Consider the following 15681-nt stretch of genomic DNA (forward strand, 5'->3'; position numbering starts at 1 on the left):
TTTCGAGAAAAATGTATGATGGTTAAGATGATACTATAGAATGAGAGTGGAAGAATGATTGATCTAATAGTAGGGTTATTTAATTTTATTATGCATATTGACGAACATTTAAAAAGTATAGTCAGCCAATATCCAAAGTGGGTATATGGGATACTATTTTTAATCGTATTCGTGGAGACTGGTGTTGTTATTATGCCATTCTTGCCGGGCGATTCATTACTATTTGCGGCTGGAGCCATGGCTGCAATTGGTGGTTTAAACCTATGGACTGTTCTTGGCATATTCTTTGTAGCAGCCATATTGGGCGATTCATTGAACTATGAAATCGGTAAGAAAGTGGGTGGAGCTATTTCAAACCACCGCTTTTTTGGTCGATTTATAAAAAAAGAAAATTTGGATCAAGCGCATGCCTTCTTTGAAAAACATGGCGGTAAAACCGTTATGATTGCTCGGTTTATGCCATTAATTCGTACGTTTATTCCATTTGTGGCAGGAGCCAGCAAAATGCGTTATCCATACTTTATTATGTACAACGTGGCAGGTGCATTGCTGTGGGTACTAATCGCAGTCTTTTGTGGTTACTTCTTTGGAAACATCAAAATTGTGAAAGATAACTTTTCCGTTTTCATTTTAGGAATTGTATTTGTTTCAATTCTGCCAGCCATTATTGGTTTGATCGCTCCGAAGTTTAAAAAAAAATAAAAGTATAAGAAAGCATCCCTTGTAAAAGATAAATATTTATAAGGGATGCTTTTTGTCGATTAAAAAGGTTTTTATAACTTTTTACAGATATTATTGAAATAAATGTTATAATATTGAATAAAAGTGAAACTTCGCTCAAACGAAATTCTACCGAGTGTTAGTTGACTAATCGGGCTTTAAAGGCAAAGGATTCTCACCATTATTTTATCAATTTATTTACATATGGGTGGGAGCAAAACCAAATTAAAAAGAGATAAAAAGTAGCGTAAAGCGGAGGGGCGTCAAAATGGAAGTCTTTATTGGTAGGCAGCCTATATTTAATGGCTTTGATCAAGTTCAGTCATATGAATTGTTATATAGAAGCGGGAGTGAGAGTAATAGATTCCCTTCCATTGATGCTGATTTAGCAACAGTAGATGTGATTGTTAATTCCCTCTTCTCTATCGGGATGGATGTTCTGTCGAATGGGAAGCCTTGTTTTATCAACTTTACAGAAAATTTATTGATGAGCGATATTTTTGACCACTTAAATCCTGTGCAGTTTGTTATTGAAATACTGGAGGATATCCCTATAACGAAGTCTCTAATCCGTCGTTTAAAAGAATTAAAAGCAAAGGGCTACCGAATAGCACTTGATGATTTTGTTTTACATGATTTCTCTGCGACCTACGAAGAATTATTTACATATATAGATATCATTAAGGTAGACTTCCTGAATACTAAAAAGGAGGACCGGCAAAAAATTGAATTGCTGGTCAAACGAAAGTTTCCACATATCACGCTTTTGGCAGAGAAGGTAGAAACAAGAGAAGAATATGAAAAAGCATTGAAAAAAGGATACAAACTGTTTCAAGGTTACTACTTCATGCAACCGCAAATCATAAAAGGACAAGATGTGCCTGCTAATTTATTGCATTATTATCAGGTAATAGCTTTATTACGAGCGGAAGAGCCTGATATCAACCAAATTAGCGAGAATATTGAGCATGACATTGCATTATCATATAAACTTCTACAGTTAATTAATTCCTCCGCTAAACGCACAAAATCCAAAATCAGATCGATCAAACAAGCGATACTGCTTCTTGGTCTAGACGATTTGAAAAGATGGGTGTATATCTTAATTTATCGTGAATCACAAAAGTTTAATACAGGTGGCACATTTGATGAATTGATGAAAACCTCTCTAGTACGTGCTAAAACGTGTGAGTTATTAGCGAAACATACTAGAAAAAAGAATATGTCTGAGTATTTCTTGATAGGTATGTTTTCGTTAATAGATGCCATACTACAAAGGCCTATCCATACAATCCTTCAGCATATGCCTTTAACAGACGAAGTGGCAGAGACAATCTGCGGTGGGGATACGGATATGCAGCCGTTTCTTCAGCTAGCCATCGCTATAGAGAGAATGCATTTAGAGCAAGTCAGCGTATTAGCTGACGATTTAGAGATCCCGTATGATTCCATTGTTTCTATTTCGAAAGCTTCTGCCAAGTGGGTTAATACTATTTGCTAAAAAATGAACTATTATTGTTTAAAAAGAAAAAATACGGGTATAAATAAAGGGCTATTATTTTATAGTTCTAATTGCATGAAAGCGTCACAATTAAATAATATCACCATGTTTAATTTGTGAATGTCTTTGGTATACTTACTGTGTAAGCGTACTAATCCCAATCCCTAGGAGGTATGATGATGAAAAAAGCTTTATTAGCAATGTTGTTCGGTTCAGCGCTTGTACTAGGTGCATGTGGTGGCGGAAATGATAGCGATAAAGACAAATCCGCTACTGATACTACAACAACTGAAAACAATAAGACGGATAATACTGCAGACAACAATAAGACTGACGAGTCTACTTCTAACTCAACAGCAAAAGTTGATGCAGAAGCGGTTACACAACAAAAATGTATCTCATGCCACGGCAATGAATTACAAGGTGCAGTCGGTCCTGACCTAAGAAAAATTGGTTCACAGTTATCTGAAGATCAAATCAAAGATGTCTTGAAAAACGGTAAAGGCAACATGCCAGCTGGTCTAGTAGAAGGCGATGAACTAGATGCTGTTGCAAAATGGCTATCTGAGAAAAAATAATGATTTAAACTAGCTTTCATCTAAGGGAGCTAGTTTTTTTGTTGTTTGCGAATAAATACTATACATAAACTAAGCAAAGTTGCATGATATGTTCTTCTATATACTTATGTTAGAATGTTGATAGCATAGAGATTTGAAAAGGTGGTCAGAAAGATGGCATTAGACCAAGTGAGTACAAAGGACATTATTGAAGCATTACATCTGACGTTAATTAGCGGTGAAGAAGGAATCGGCCGCCATATTTTAACAAGTGATATATCGCGCCCAGGCCTAGAAATGGCGGGATATTTTACGCATTATCCGGCAGAACGCGTACAGCTATTAGGGAAAACGGAGCTGTCTTTCTATGAGTTGTTGTCAGAGGAAATACAAATTGATCGAATGAACAAGCTTTGTTCAAAAGAGACACCAGCAATCATTGTTTCACATGATATGGAAGTGCCAAAGGCTCTTGTTGAAGCCTCTAAAAAACATCAAGTCCCAGTATTAACAACAAAACTGCCAACAACCCGTTTTTCGAGCCAGTTGACCAATTATTTAGAAAGTCGTTTAGCGCCTTCGACAGCTATGCATGGCGTACTGGTCGACATTTACGGCATTGGCGTACTGCTTACCGGGAAAAGTGGTGTGGGCAAGAGTGAAACAGCGCTAGAATTAATAAAAAAAGGGCATCGTCTTGTTGCGGATGACTGTGTAGAAATTCGCCAAGAAGGAGAAAGCTTAATTGGAAGTGCCCCTCCGTTAATCAATCATTTATTAGAAATTCGTGGGCTAGGTATTATCGATATTATGACGTTATTTGGGGCGAGCGCTGTTCGCAAACATAAGCGAATTTCTCTCGTTGTCGATTTAGAAATTTGGGATTCTGACAAAACCTACGATCGGCTAGGTCTTGAAACAGAAACACTGAAAATTATTGATACAGAATTGCCTAAGCTAACAATCCCTGTAAGGCCGGGAAGAAACTTATCTGATATTATTGAAGTAGCTGCTATGAATCACCGCCTGAAAACGCTAGGCGTTAACGCAGCAGAAGAATTCTCTAAAAGATTAAATCGAGTGATTGAAGAGAAAGATGAATCAGGATTAAAGTAAAGAAGCTAGAGCGGAAGGAGCAACAAATGTGTTTGATTCAATTTTATTAGCCATAGATCCTGTGGCACTTAAGCTCGGACCTATTTCGGTCAGATGGTATGGAGTCATTATTGCAACAGGTATTGTAATAGCCTATATCGTAGGGCAACGTGAAATGCGCAAAAGAGGGTTTAATGAAGATTTTCTAACCGATTTACTAATATGGGCAGTGCCCATCTCTATAATTTGCGCGAGAATTTACTATGTCATTTTTGAATGGCCATATTATGCTTCACATCCAGATCAAATTATACAAATTTGGCATGGAGGCATAGCCATCCATGGAGCATTAATCGGTGCATTCATCACGGCGATTATTTTCACACGTAAACGAGGCGTTAGCTTCTGGAAGGTAGCTGATATCTTGGCCCCTTCACTTATTATCGGTCAAATCGTTGGCCGTTGGGGAAACTTTATGAACCAAGAGGCATATGGCGGTGTTGTGAGCCGTTCATTCTTAGAGAGTTTGCATTTGCCAAATTGGTTAATTGAACAAATGAATGTAAATGGTTTCTATCATCATCCTACATTTTTATACGAATCGTTATGGAATCTAGTAGGATTGGTTCTATTATTATTGCTTCGTAAAGTGAACTTACGTCGTGGGGAAATATTCCTTACATATATAATGTGGTATTCGTTTGGGCGTTTTTTCATCGAAGGAATGCGTACAGACAGTTTGTTGATCGGTAATTTGCGAATGGCCCAAATTGTATCGCTAATTGGTTTAATCGTAGGAGCCATCCTGATTATTTACCGCAGGGTAACAATAAAAAAACCCGTGCGCTATAAGGATTAGGAGAAGTTATTGGACAGGAAAAGGGGTATGTGAAAAATGACAGATACAAAATTTAAAGGATTGCTTTTTGACTTTGATGGGACATTATTAGACACGAATGAATTGATAATCCAAACATTTTTATATGTGTTAGATGCGGAATTTCCCGGGAAATTTACAAGAGACGACATGCTTCCTTTTATCGGCCCGACATTAATCGAGTCATTCTCATCCATAGATGCTGAAAAGGCTGAAGATTGGATATTGAAATACCGCGTTTGGAACGAAGAACATCATGATGAGCTAGCAAAGGAATTTGATGGTGTAAGAGAAACGTTGGAATTGCTTTATGAGAAAGGAATTCGCCTAGCAATTGTCTCAACGAAAAGAAGAGAGCCATTATTAAAGGGTCTTCGTTTGCTAGGTGTTGAGCATTTGTTTGAAGTAATTGTCAGCATAGATGAAGTAACACATGCCAAGCCAGATCCCGAGCCAATCTTATTAGCCCTAAACAAAATGAACCTTAATAAAGATGAAGTAATAATGATTGGAGACAATTCCCATGATATTGAAGGTGGGAAAAATGCGGGTGTCAAAACGGCAGGTGTTGCCTGGTCTGCAAAAGGAGAAGAATTCTTGATGGGCTTCAATCCTGATTATATGCTACACCACATCACTGACCTATTAGCCATAATAGAGGAGCCTGTGAATGCGTAGAACAGAGAGGTACTCTGTTACAGGGTCCACCTCTCTTTGGCAAATCTATAAGACCGTTTCTTTTTGGAAAGTCGCCAAATGCTTTATCGTGATTGAAATCGCTCGCTATACCCCTTTCCTTTCTATGAAAAATTGGTTGTATCGGACTTTCTTGAAAATGGAAGTCGGAGAAAAAACCTCTTTTGCATTGAAAGTCACACCAGACACAATGTTTCCTGAACGGATAAAGGTGGGCAGCGATACCATTATTGGCTTTAATACAACCATCCTTGCTCACGAGTATTTAGTTAATGAGTATCGCTTAGGCGACGTTATCATTGGGGATCGTGTTATGATTGGTGCCAACACGACTATTTTGCCAGGAGTTGAAATTGGCGACGATGCGATTGTCTCAGCTATGACACTTGTAAACAAAGATGTGCCAGCAGGCGCATTTGTTGGTGGCAATCCAATGAGGATTATTTATACAAAGGAAAACAAAGCCTCTGATGGACCAGATACCACTAAATAGAGATCTGAGGGAGGAAAATCAACGAGACAACACAATGTATCGCTGATTGGAGCTCAGATTAACTTCTCGCCAAGTAGATGAGGAAAGATTTTTTACGTATGAAATGAACAAATATATGATATAATGGTGGATACTATGTTTAAGGAACGTATGAAAGCGTTCCTTATTTTATTTCGGAGGATCATATCAAGATATGAAAAGTGAACATAATACACGGAAAAATGTTGTTTCCTTTATTCCTAACGGAGAATTCTACTATAAAAAAGCTGTACAAGCACTAAATCGAGATCAAGAAGGAAAAGCACATAAATATTTAAAAAGGGCAGTGGAGCTTAGCCCAGATGATTCTCTTATTTTATTGCAATATGCTATTCTCGAATTGGAAGCGGGGCAACTTGACCATGCCTTAGATTTATTAAAAAAAGCAAATGAGATTGATCCCAATGAGCCCGAGATTCTCCTCTTTTTAGCAGAAGCTTCTGCCCAAGCTGGCTTTACAGATGATGCTAAATATTATGCGGAAGAATATCTTCGCCTTGATGAAATGGGTGAATATGCGGAAGAAGCCATTGATATTATTGAGTTTGCTACGTCAATGGAAGAGAGCGGCTTTTCACTTCAACCAGTGGAACGTGAGGTTGCTTATTTGCAGGAAAAAGCCAGAAAGTATATGGAAACTGGCGAACTAGATGAAGCTATTACAATATTAGAAGGAATTATTGCGGATCATCCAGATGTTTGGCCTGCATACAACAATCTATCACTTGCCTATTTTTATAAAGGTGATGCAGAACAAGCAAGAGCCTTATTGTATCAGGTGTTGAAAGGGAATTATGGCAATTTGTTTGCATTATGCAATCTAACGGTCATGGCCTATTATGAAAAAGATGATAGTGAGGTCGAAGAATTAAAGTCATTGCTTGTGAAGCTTTGCCCATTTTCCTTTGAACAGCGTTATAAACTGGGTGCGACATTAGCTTTAATCGGCTGTTATAAAGAAGCGTACCATTGGCTACATAGTATGAAAGTGCAGGGCTTTCAAGGAGACTCTGGCTTTTACTTTTGGCTATCACATGCCTCGTATTTTACTGGACATGAAGAAGAAGCGAGAGAAACATGGGATGAGCTGATTGCTATTGATCCAGAAAAGAAAGGTTTTGAACCTTGGCTGATCAATAATGTGCTTGAAGATGAAGAAGCTATTGAAAATAATCGAAATTTCATTATAGAAAAATTAGAAAGTGGCTATAGTAGCGAGAGGCTGCTTGGTTTATTTTTGCTTGGCAAATCGCCGTACCAACAAGAAATCGTCGGCCATCCTAGCATCATCAATGTAGATGAATACACCACTATCGAGAAATTATTTTTGGCGTATGCACTAGATCAAGACTTTTTAGGAGACGGCGAACGTATAAAAGTGTTTTTGAAAGCAATTGAAGTAGCAGAACTTCTATATAAGGAATTTAAGCCACTGAAGTTACACGACACATTTATATTCCAAATGTGGTTTGTTCTTTTTGAACGGGCATGGGAAAAAGAGTATCCATTTAAAAATCCTAAAGCTCTTGCAGCGGCCACTGAATATATGTATAAATCGTCGCGTACGAAGGATATCACAAAAAAAGAGATTGCTAAGTATTATGGTATATCTTCACAGACTTTAACGAAATATGTGAATGAACTTATTCAGTATTTGCCTTTATTTGACCAATAGAGGCATGCTGCAAGCAGATATCTTGTCATAATGAAAGGATATCCTCTAAGATTAGAACTAATGAAATAGATCCAACTAGGAGGAGCAAATATGTCAGAAGAAAAAATTTATGATGTTGTGATTATTGGTGCAGGACCTGCCGGAATGACAGCAGCGGTCTATACATCACGCGGTAATCTTTCTACTTTGATGTTAGAAAGAGGTATTCCAGGCGGACAAATGGCCAATACAGAGGAAGTCGAAAACTATCCTGGTTTTGATTCCATTTTAGGACCTGAATTATCGACTAAAATGTTTGAACACGCCAAAAAATTTGGTGCAGAATATGCTTACGGCGACGTAACAGAAATCGTTGATGGCGAAGAATACAAAACAATCAAAACTACTTCTAAAGAATTCAAAACACGTGCAATCATTATCTCTACAGGTGCTGAATACAAAAAAATGGGTATACCTGGCGAGAAAGAGCTTGGTGGCCGTGGCGTCAGCTATTGCGCTGTTTGTGACGGAGCATTCTTTAAAAATAAAAACCTGATTGTAGTTGGCGGCGGAGATTCTGCAGTCGAAGAAGGAATTTATCTAACACGTTTCGCGAACAAAGTGACAATCGTTCATCGCCGTGACCAATTGCGCGCGCAAAAAATTATTCAAGACCGTGCATTTGCAAATGAAAAAATTGATTTCATTTGGAACCATACAGTAAAAGAAATCCATGAAAATGATGGAAAAGTTGGCAGCGCAACACTTGTATCTACAGTAGATGGTACAGAACAAGAAATGCCAATTGATGGTGTATTCGTTTATATCGGAATGCTGCCTTTAACAAAACCATTTGAAGACTTAGGTATCTTAAACAAAACTGGTTATATTGAAACAAATGACTTAATGGAGACTTCTATTAAAGGCATTTATGCAGCAGGTGACGTAAGAGAAAAATCATTGCGCCAAATCGTGACAGCGACAGGCGATGGCAGTATCGCTGCGCAAGCAGTCCAACATTATGTAGAAGAATTAAAAGAAAAATTTGAGGTTCAATAATTGTAATATAAACTCTACATTGTTGACATCTCTCTGTTAAATAAAAGGGCTATAATATTCGCATAACCCCTTATAAGATTAATATTTCTTGTGGCTGATTCTTTTCGTTTTTTTAGGCGAAAGAGTCAGCCTTTTTTTCGATATTTCTACTAGAAAGAGTTATAGATAGGCTTTGTCCGATGGAGTAAACTGAGCGGATGTTAATTCCTTTGTACTCATGGTGCAGTAGCCTGTATAATATAATTATATGGACAAAGAGAAACGAGGTGTCGTGTGTGCAAAGAATCGCCAATTTATTAGTGATGAAAGACGATCAAGTACTATTATTAAAGAAGCCACGACGCGGCTGGTATGTAGCACCGGGCGGTAAAGTAGAGGGCGGCGAGTCGATTTTTGAAGCGGCGAGCAGAGAATTTTATGAAGAGACAGGCGCTACTGCCATTCACCCCCATCTAAAAGGTGTATATACAATGGTCATTAAACGAGATGAAGAGATCGTGAATGAGTGGATGCTCTTTACCTTTGTGGCTCAAGATTTAGACGGTGCCCCATATAAGGAAACACGTGAAGGGATACTTGAGTGGCATCCCGTTGAAGAATTAAAAACATTGCCTATGGCAGAAGGTGACCGTACAAATTTGCTTTATGCTGTTGAACAGACTGGTACTCAATATGGAACGTTTACATATACAGAAGACTTCCAATTGCTAGAGGAGCGCATTCAAATGTCCTCTGAAAGGAACGATGATCATGTCTAATCAAAACGCCGTAAACGAATTAATTATTATTACAGGAATGTCTGGTGCAGGAAAAACCTTGGCTATTCAAAGCTTTGAGGATCTGGGTTTTTATTGTATTGATAATTTGCCACCTGCTTTATTGCCAACATTCCTTAATCTAATGAAAGAATCTAAAAAGGAGATATCACGTATTGCAGCCGTAATGGATTTACGCGGCGGTGATTTTTTCTCCGCATTGAACGAAGCGCTAGAGCAGATTGAAAAAGAAGATTTAGTTGCGACAAAGATTCTGTTTTTAGATGCGGATGACGAGTCGCTTGTCAGACGCTATAAAGAAACAAGGCGTACCCATCCTTTAGCGGATAATGGACTGCCGTTGATGGGGATTCAACGTGAAAGGGATCTCTTGGCAGATGTCAAAGAACGAGCGCAATATATTTATAATACAACGAGCATGAAACCTAGAGAGCTTCGCGAACGCATCCGTGCCCAATTTTCAGAAGTGAATTCACGTCAATTTACAGTGAACGTCATGTCATTTGGCTTTAAACATGGCATGCCAATTGATGCGGATCTCGTGTTTGATATACGCTTTTTGCCAAATCCTTATTATATAGAAGGGCTTCGGCCAAAAACTGGATTAGATGAAGATGTTTCTTCATATGTATTGAAATATGACGATACAAAAGCATTGATTCAAAAGCTAACAGATTTGTTCCAATTTATGATTCCGCTTTATCAAAAAGAAGGGAAAACGCAGCTGGTTATTGCGTTTGGATGTACTGGTGGTCAACATCGCTCGGTTACATTAGCAGAGTACTTTGGCCATCTTTTGGACGAACAGGCTCCAACTGTTATTACCCACCGCGATATAGTGAAGAGAAAGGAATAATGCTATGCAAAAAGCACTTACGCGTGTTGCTATTATCGGCGGTGGCACTGGATTATCTACATTGCTTAGAGGCTTAAAAAAATGTCCTATCGATTTAACAGCAATCGTAACTGTAGCAGACGATGGCGGTAGCTCAGGGAGAATCCGCGATGATTTTCAAATCCCACCGCCCGGCGACATTCGCCAAGTAATCGCTGCGCTATCAGAGGTTGAACCGCTGGTAGAAGAAATGTTCCAATATCGCTTTCAAGGAAAAGAAGAGCTAGGGGGCCATTCTTTAGGGAATCTGATGCTCACAGCCTTAACCGCTATAACGGGTGATTTTTCGCATGCAATCGCCGAAATGAGCCGAGTATTAAATGTACATGGCAAAGTGTTGCCTGCAGCCAATCAGAGAATCACGCTTATGGCTGAGCTTGAAAATGGAACGATTGTAAAAGGGGAATCTAAAATCCCTTCGTATAATCAAAGAATTCAGCGTGTATTTTTATCGCCGGCGGATGTGTTACCGGTGCAAGAGGCAGTGAGCGCTATTGAGAGTGCTGATATCATTATTATTGGTCCTGGTAGCCTTTATACAAGCATCTTGCCTAATTTATTGGTAAATGGTATTCGTGAAGCAGTATTGAATGCAAAAGGCCATAAAATTTATATATGCAATCTTATGACGCAAGCAGGTGAAACCTCTCATTATTCTGCCGGAGATCATGTCCAAGCGTTAATCGATCATGTGGGTGCGAACTTTCTTCATACCATCTTGATTAATAAAGAAGAGCTTCCACTGTCAATTCGAGAAGCATACAGCAAAGAATTAGCGGAGCCTGTCAGGTTTGATGTGCCAAGACTTGAAGGAATGGGGCTAGAGGTCATTAAAAAGGATATAGCATCCATTCATGATGGCGTAGTGCGGCATGATGCCAATAATGTAGCGGCATGGATTGTAGAATATGCAACAAATTATCAACAAAAAAAGCAATCTTCGGCGAATTAGCGTCTAAAATATAACAAGGAAGGGGGGATTGCTATGTCATTTGCTTCTGAGACGAAAAAAGAGCTTACACAAGTGGAAGCAAAGGATAGCAGTTTAAAAGCAGAGCTCTCTGCCCTCATTCGAATGAACGGTTCATTATCGTTTGCCAATCGACAACTGAGCCTAGATGTCCAAACAGAAAATGCTGCTATCGCTCGTAGAATGTATACAATCATCAAGAAATTTTACAACTATCGAATAGAGCTTTTAGTGCGGAAAAAAATGAGGCTGAAAAAGAATAATGTCTACATTTGCCGCGTGCGCGAAGGTGCAAAGGAATTGCTAGAAGAGCTGCAGATTGTAACAGGAAATTTTCTGTTTCATCATGATATTGAAGAAAAAATCATTCCTACACCTGATGAAAAAAGAGCTTATTTGCGCGGCGCATTTTTAGCGGGAGGCTCTGTTAATAATCCAGAGACATCATCTTATCATTTAGAGATCTATTCTCTATATAAAGAACACGGTGATGCATTGATGGAACTGATGAATGTCTTCGAACTGAATGCCAAGACAATCGAACGGAAAAAGGGCTTTGTCACATATTTGAAAGAAGCAGAGAAGATTTCTGATTTTTTAAGTCTAGTAGGTGCCCATCAAGCGATGTTGAAATTTGAGGATGTTCGGATTGTTAGAGATATGCGTAATAGCGTGAATCGTCTAGTGAATTGTGAAACAGCCAATTTAAATAAAACAATCGGTGCTGCTATTAGACAAGTAGAAAACATACGCTTTATTGATCAAGCAATCGGGATCGATCAATTGCCTGAAAAACTTCAGGAGATTGCTAGGCTGCGAGTAGAGTATCAAGATGTAACACTAAAAGAGCTAGGGGAAATGGTCTCGACAGGCACAGTCAGCAAATCAGGTGTCAACCATCGTTTGCGTAAGATTGATGCGATTGCAGACTCACTTAGAGGCGGCGAGACAGCGAAAGTTTAAAATAAGCTTACTGGAAGGATTGGATGATTGAATGGTAGAACAACAGGCAAAAGTAAATTTGAAATCAGGTTTGCAAGCAAGGCAAGCCGCTTTATTTGTTCAAGAAGCAAACCGCCATGCAGCTGATATTTTCTTGCAAAAAGACGATAAGAAAGTAAATGCCAAAAGTATAATGGGCATTATGAGTTTGGCGCTAGCACACGGAACACCTGTTATTTTAAGCGCAAGCGGAGATGATGAGGATCAAGCTCTTTCTAATCTAGTCCAACTTATTGAAGTTGAAGAGTAACACAATCAACTATTGAAAAAAGCCTCTATTCGCAAAAAATGAATAGAGGTGATTTTTTTTATACCGAATTGGGTATAAATAGTATAGTTCTCCCTTATTGCACAGATCCTCATTTCTGGGTTTGTGCGTTGTTTTTGTTTCTTCCTTTTAAGGAACAACAATCATAAGTGGAGAAATAAAAAACGCTGCACGCCAAAGTTGGCAGCAACGCTTAAGAGGATTTCAATAACGCCCTCGGAGGGAATCGAACCCCCAGCCTAAGAACCGGAATCTTATGTTTTATCCGTTAAACTACGAGGGCATATATACTTAACGACTGTTTTATTATACAGATAAAACAAAGAAATATCAATAGAGGAAAAAAACAATCGTAACATTTGACCTTTGTTGACCATAATGTGTAATATAATGGTACAGCTGAAGAAGAAGCTCAGCAAATGTCATTATGTAATCTATTTTTTAATTGAGGAGGCTATTTCTTATGAACTTAATACCTACAGTTATTGAACAAACAAACCGCGGTGAACGTGCCTACGATATTTATTCACGTTTATTAAAAGACCGTATCATCATGCTAGGCAGTGCAATCGACGACAATGTGTCAAACTCAATCGTTTCACAATTGCTATTCTTAGAAGCTGAAGACCCTGAGAAAGATATCTTCCTTTATATCAACTCTCCAGGCGGAAGCGTTACTGCAGGCATGGCTATCTATGACACAATGCAATTCATCAAACCAGATGTCCAAACAGTTGGTATGGGTATGTGCGCATCTATGGGCTCATTCTTGCTAACAGCAGGCGCTAAAGGCAAACGCTATGCATTGCCAAACTGTGAAGTGATGATTCACCAACCTTTAGGTGGAGCACAAGGGCAAGCAACTGAAATTGAAATTGCTGCGAAACATATTCTTAAAACACGCGAAAAATTAAATGCAATCTTATCTGAACGCACTGGCCAACCAATTGAAGTTATTGCGCGCGATACAGATCGTGATAACTACATGAGCGCTGAACAAGCAAAAGATTACGGCTTGATCGACCATATTATGGAACGCAACGAGCTAAAATAATGAATTAAAAAAGGCTGCAACCATAGTCTAACTCTGGTTGCAGCCTTTTTATTTTATATAGGAAGTACGGAACTGCTATTATTTAAAGAATATCTAATTGGGCAACGAGAGCTACTAGAATTTGAAGTAGTAATTGTAGGGAAATTGCAACGTCTGTATCTGTTGTTGTTACATTTACAGAGCGGGAGTTAACGATGACAAGTTTTTGGCGATTTGCTTGACGAATTTGTGCTCTTTGTAATAGCTCTTGTGTCACCGTTTCTGCACGCGAACTATCTGCGATTGTAATATTAACTACGATAGCAATGGCAACTTGTAAAGCTGCCTGAAGCGAAACAGCTACCTGAGTATCAGTTGTTTCAACGGTAATATCACATGAGTCACGAATAATAATAATCTCATTTGAAGATTGGTCAATATCCGCAACTTCAGTAGCATTGTTATTTATGTCCTCATTATTATTGTGGCATGGGTCACATGGGTGGTCCATGCTTGAGTCCATTGCAGACCACTTATTAGAATTCTCATATTCACTCATTTTCACCCCTCCTTTCATCTTTTATAGTAGATGCTTTCACCTTAGTTTTTGTATAGACAAAGAACACGGGTGAGGGATAAAATTTTATTTTTCTGTATCCTCATTTTCTGCTTTTGCCTGCTTCAGCTTTTCTCTTAGTGGGCTTGAAGGCTGTTCTTTAGGTTCTTTTTCAGTAATACTTTTGGTATTGTTTGAGTTGATGAACTCCTCCACCTGCACTTTTAGTTGATCTACGGTTTTTTTAAGCTTTTCACGTTGATCATCTGATACCTTTGATCTAATTTCATCCATATTGACTTTGTTTTTTGAAAAAATATCCGCTATGAATATTTCAATAAATTGATTTGAAAGGCTGTATAACTCCTCGCGATTGTTCTTAAACAACTATTCCACCTCCCCTCTTATATTGCATATTCATAAGAGAGAAGAATGTCAGGGCAGATGTACCAGAATTTCGGTTATTCGTTTGAAAATAACTGTTTGGAATTAAAAAAACGTGTACCTCATGCAAAATTAGACAATACTAAAACCAAGCAGTCCATCCAATGGTAAATGAATGAACTGCTTGGTTTCAAAATTGTTCGTCGTTCTGTTCAATTCGGACAAGCCGCCAAATATAGTTGGCGATTTCCCTTGCTTCCGCTGCATGAGTTGTTTTGGCGAAAGCTTTACGAAACGGTGTTAAAAGTGCTTCGATAATAAAGTATTTGGGATTCGATTCGCTTAATTCACTTAACAAATAGCTTGCATACTCCAGACCCTTTTTGGAATCACATGGTCCTAATCCCTTAATGAAACCGTCTAACTGTTGTGTCACCATCTCCTGACTCATGATATGGTGTTCTACATTATTCTTTATAAAATGTATAGTCTCAATACCGATAATGACTTCTTTCGTTTCAAGCATACGGGGGATAATAGCATCGATATTGCGAAGGGACATTTTGATGATAGCTTCTGGTTCTACATAGCGGTCTTCTGCAAAAATTAAAATACGGAGAGTATGCTGAATCATCGCAAATACTTGGATGGCACATTCATAGCTCATAATGCTTATTTCATCACCATATACTTCGACAAGCCTTTTGGCTAGCCATTCAAGTTCTTGAAGATGGTGGCTCATTAGGGCCATTCGTAATGATTCATCCTGTGAATTCGAAACAGATTCAAAAATTCGCATTAAATTTTGCTCACGATTAATTTGCATCAAGACGGCTATTTGTTTAGTCAGTATATCAATATCCTTTATATCCTGTCCGAAGATTAATTCATGGCGTCGGATACTCGTTTCCTCTCGGCTTTCACGCAAGATGGCGATGAGGCAATCGTTTTTTGAAGGGAAATAGTTATAGAAGGTTCCTTTAGAAATCTGGGCTCCCTGGATAATGTCCATTATAGAAGTTTCTTTGAAGCCTTTTTCAATAAAAAGCTGCCTCGCCACATCAAGAACTTTTCTTTTTCGCGTATTCATTTAGTCACCTTTTCGT

Annotated in this window: 18 protein-coding genes and 1 tRNA gene; 15 read left to right on the forward strand and 4 right to left on the reverse strand. The window is 38.5% G+C overall.

The annotated features are described in order from the left end of the window. Positions 1–57 precede the first annotated feature (57 nt). From F0527_RS11805 to F0527_RS11870, 14 genes are all read left to right on the forward strand, one after another. Positions 58–702 carry a DedA family protein gene (locus F0527_RS11805; RefSeq protein ID WP_223823601.1) on the forward strand — a complete coding sequence of 215 codons (645 nt, stop codon included), beginning with the start codon at positions 58–60 and terminating at the stop codon, positions 700–702. Between the two features lie 286 nt (positions 703–988). Next, positions 989–2221, forward strand: coding sequence for an EAL and HDOD domain-containing protein (locus F0527_RS11810; protein ID WP_150285032.1), 1233 nt, complete (start codon positions 989–991; stop codon positions 2219–2221). A 179-nt stretch (positions 2222–2400) separates the two neighbouring features. Beyond that, positions 2401–2799: a cytochrome c551 gene (gene cccB / locus F0527_RS11815; protein ID WP_066789520.1), complete on the forward strand. Its 399-nt coding sequence runs from the start codon at positions 2401–2403 to the stop codon at positions 2797–2799. 153 nt (positions 2800–2952) lie between these two features. Further along, positions 2953–3894, forward strand: a complete 942-nt coding sequence (hprK, locus tag F0527_RS11820) for an HPr(Ser) kinase/phosphatase (protein ID WP_066789518.1) — start codon at positions 2953–2955, stop codon at positions 3892–3894. Positions 3895–3922: 28 nt separating this feature from the next. After that, a complete protein-coding gene (lgt, locus tag F0527_RS11825; RefSeq protein WP_066789516.1) occupies positions 3923–4732 on the forward strand; it encodes a prolipoprotein diacylglyceryl transferase in 810 nt (269 codons plus the stop codon). A 36-nt stretch (positions 4733–4768) separates the two neighbouring features. Beyond that, positions 4769–5428 (forward strand): pyrophosphatase PpaX, encoded by a 660-nt coding sequence (gene ppaX, locus F0527_RS11830; RefSeq protein ID WP_150285033.1) that lies wholly within the window; start codon positions 4769–4771, stop codon positions 5426–5428. Then, positions 5421–5939, forward strand: a complete 519-nt coding sequence (locus tag F0527_RS11835; RefSeq protein WP_150285034.1) for an acyltransferase — start codon at positions 5421–5423, stop codon at positions 5937–5939. Before ppaX ends, F0527_RS11835 begins: the two co-directional genes overlap by 8 nt. A gap of 193 nt (positions 5940–6132) precedes the next feature. Next, on the forward strand, positions 6133–7653 hold the full coding sequence (locus F0527_RS11840) for a tetratricopeptide repeat protein (protein WP_150285035.1): 1521 nt from the start codon (positions 6133–6135) through the stop codon (positions 7651–7653). Positions 7654–7743: 90 nt separating this feature from the next. Next, the gene (trxB, locus tag F0527_RS11845) at positions 7744–8691 is read left to right on the forward strand and encodes a thioredoxin-disulfide reductase (RefSeq protein WP_066789503.1); all 948 of its coding nucleotides are present in this window, start codon (positions 7744–7746) and stop codon (positions 8689–8691) included. A 275-nt stretch (positions 8692–8966) separates the two neighbouring features. Next, entirely contained in the window at positions 8967–9449 is a 483-nt protein-coding gene (locus F0527_RS11850) for an NUDIX hydrolase (RefSeq protein WP_066789500.1), read from the forward strand. Continuing rightward, positions 9436–10323 carry an RNase adapter RapZ gene (rapZ, locus tag F0527_RS11855; RefSeq protein WP_150285036.1) on the forward strand — a complete coding sequence of 296 codons (888 nt, stop codon included), beginning with the start codon at positions 9436–9438 and terminating at the stop codon, positions 10321–10323. Before F0527_RS11850 ends, rapZ begins: the two co-directional genes overlap by 14 nt. Positions 10324–10327: 4 nt before the next feature. After that, positions 10328–11314 carry a gluconeogenesis factor YvcK family protein gene (locus F0527_RS11860; RefSeq protein WP_066789490.1) on the forward strand — a complete coding sequence of 329 codons (987 nt, stop codon included), beginning with the start codon at positions 10328–10330 and terminating at the stop codon, positions 11312–11314. 33 nt (positions 11315–11347) lie between these two features. Further along, positions 11348–12295, forward strand: coding sequence for a DNA-binding protein WhiA (whiA, locus tag F0527_RS11865; protein ID WP_066789488.1), 948 nt, complete (start codon positions 11348–11350; stop codon positions 12293–12295). 31 nt (positions 12296–12326) lie between these two features. Beyond that, positions 12327–12584, forward strand: coding sequence for an HPr family phosphocarrier protein (locus F0527_RS11870; RefSeq protein WP_066789485.1), 258 nt, complete (start codon positions 12327–12329; stop codon positions 12582–12584). Between the two features lie 229 nt (positions 12585–12813). Here the strand turns inward: F0527_RS11870 and F0527_RS11875 are convergent. Next, positions 12814–12885, reverse strand: a tRNA-Arg gene (locus tag F0527_RS11875). A gap of 180 nt (positions 12886–13065) precedes the next feature. Between F0527_RS11875 and clpP the strand changes: the two genes are divergently transcribed. Next, positions 13066–13656, forward strand: coding sequence for an ATP-dependent Clp endopeptidase proteolytic subunit ClpP (gene clpP, locus F0527_RS11880; protein ID WP_066789483.1), 591 nt, complete (start codon positions 13066–13068; stop codon positions 13654–13656). Between the two features lie 82 nt (positions 13657–13738). Here clpP and F0527_RS11885 read toward each other — a convergent pair whose 3' ends face one another. The 3 genes from F0527_RS11885 to F0527_RS11895 form a co-directional block, all read right to left on the reverse strand. Beyond that, positions 13739–14194, reverse strand: coding sequence for a spore coat protein (locus F0527_RS11885; protein ID WP_066789481.1), 456 nt, complete (start codon positions 14192–14194; stop codon positions 13739–13741). 84 nt (positions 14195–14278) lie between these two features. After that, the gene (locus F0527_RS11890; protein ID WP_066789479.1) at positions 14279–14578 is read right to left on the reverse strand and encodes a hypothetical protein; all 300 of its coding nucleotides are present in this window, start codon (positions 14576–14578) and stop codon (positions 14279–14281) included. 187 nt (positions 14579–14765) lie between these two features. Then, a complete protein-coding gene (locus F0527_RS11895) occupies positions 14766–15665 on the reverse strand; it encodes a TetR/AcrR family transcriptional regulator (RefSeq protein ID WP_150285037.1) in 900 nt (299 codons plus the stop codon). Between the last annotated feature and the right edge of the window lie 16 nt (positions 15666–15681).

This window comes from Rummeliibacillus sp. TYF-LIM-RU47 (assembly GCF_008638315.1).
GTDB lineage: Bacteria > Bacillota > Bacilli > Bacillales_A > Planococcaceae > Rummeliibacillus > Rummeliibacillus stabekisii.